Source organism: Kitasatospora sp. MY 5-36 (assembly GCF_001182915.1).
Taxonomy (GTDB): domain Bacteria; phylum Actinomycetota; class Actinomycetes; order Streptomycetales; family Streptomycetaceae; genus Kitasatospora.
Window position 1 is genome coordinate 1 of record NZ_LFVW01001193.1, and the last position, 1466, is coordinate 1466.

Consider the following 1466-nt stretch of genomic DNA (forward strand, 5'->3'; position numbering starts at 1 on the left):
CGACGGCCTCTACCCGCTCGGCCCGCTCCAGGTCGAGGTCAAGGACGGCGTGGCCATGCTCCCGGACGGCAGCTCCATCGCCGGGTCCACGGCGACCCTCGACCGGGTGTTCCGAAGAGCCCTCACCGTCGGGAGGCTGACGCTCGGCCAGGCCGTCGAGTCGCTGTCCGCCACCCCGGCCCGGCTGCTCGGCCTGGGCGACTCGATCGGCTCGCTGGAGACCGGCAAGCTCGCCGACCTCGTCGTGGTCGACTCGGAGGGCTACGACCTGGTCGCGGTGATGCGCCGCGGCCGGTGGATCGTCGGCGGCGAGAGGTTCTCCACCGTCGAGCCCGCCTGAGCGACGCCGACGGCCGCCCTCCCCCACGCGGGGACGGGCGGCCGTGGTGTGTCGTGGTGGTCCCGGTCGGGCCGCGGGCGGTGGTGGTGGCTCAGGCCGCCGGTGCCGTCGCCTTGAGGACGCCGAGCAGCCGGGTGACCTCGGCGGCGACGGCCGCGCGGGCCGGCCCGAGGTAGCGGCGGGTGTCGACCAGCCGCGCGTCGTCGGCCAGGGCCCGGCGGACGGCGGTGCTGAACACCCGGTTGAGGTGGGTGGCGATGTTGACCTTCGTCATGCCGGCTTCGACGGCCGCGGTGAGGTCCCCGTCCGCCACACCCGAGGAGCCGTGCAGGACGAGCGGGACCGGCACCGCCCGGCGCAACCGTCCGATGAGCTCGAAGTCGAGCGCCGCGTCGCGGGTGGGCATCGCGTGCGAGGTGCCGACGGCCACCGCGAGCGCGTCCACGCCGGCCGCGGCGACGAACGCCGCGGCCTCGGCCGGATCGGTGCGCACACCCGGGGCGTGGACGCCGTCCTTGCCGCCGACCTCGCCGAGTTCGGCCTCCACCCAGACGCCCGCGGCGTGGCACCGCCGCACCACCTCGGCGGTGGCCCGCAGGTTCTCCCCGTACGACAGCGCCGAAGCGTCGAACATCACCGAGGTGAAGCCCAACTCCACGGCTTGGCTGACGAGTTCCACGGAGGTGGCGTGGTCCAGGTGGACCGCGACCGGCACCCGCGCGGCCCGGGCGACGGCCAGCGTGGCGGCGCCGATCGGCCCGAGGGCGCCGTGGTAGCGCACGGCGTTCTCGCTGATCTGCAGGATCACCGGCGCACCGGCGGCCTCGGCCCCGGCGACGATCGCCTGGGCGTGCTCCAGCTGGATGACGTTGAAGGCGCCGACACCGCACGCGGCTCCGGCCGCGGCGGCGGCGATCGGGCCGGTTCCGCTCAGGGGCATGGGTCGGACTCCTCGGTGGCGAAGGGGTGGACGTCCACGCGGGACCGCAGGGCGTGGTGGAGGGCGGGGTCGAAGTCGCCGGCCAGCGGTGCGGCGACGGCGGCCGCGGACAGTGCCACGGCCTCGGCCAGCCGGTCGGGCCAGGGCTCACCGCGGACCAGGCCGAGGGTGAGCGCGGCGACCGCG

2 protein-coding genes and 1 pseudogene are annotated in these 1466 nt (G+C 76.1%); 1 reads left to right on the forward strand and 2 read right to left on the reverse strand.

What is annotated here, in order from left to right; all coding sequences use genetic code 11:
• A partial coding sequence (locus AE652_RS41320) for an amidohydrolase family protein (protein WP_049661133.1) occupies positions 1-340 on the forward strand: 340 nt, incomplete at its 5' end.
• A 91-nt stretch (positions 341-431) separates the two neighbouring features.
• Here AE652_RS41320 and AE652_RS41325 read toward each other — a convergent pair.
• On the reverse strand, positions 432-1280 hold the full coding sequence (locus tag AE652_RS41325) for a class II fructose-bisphosphate aldolase (RefSeq protein WP_049661134.1): 849 nt from the start codon (positions 1278-1280) through the stop codon (positions 432-434).
• Positions 1271-1466 (reverse strand): annotated as a pseudogene (locus AE652_RS47660) (hypothetical protein); the annotation flags it as partial. The gene AE652_RS41325 and the pseudogene AE652_RS47660, both read right to left, overlap by 10 nt.

Excerpts from the sequence above, each read along its gene's own strand:
- AE652_RS41325 (WP_049661134.1), bottom strand. The coding sequence starts at position 1,280 with ATGCCCCTGAGCGGAACCGGCCCGATCGCCGCCGCCGCGGCCGGAGCC.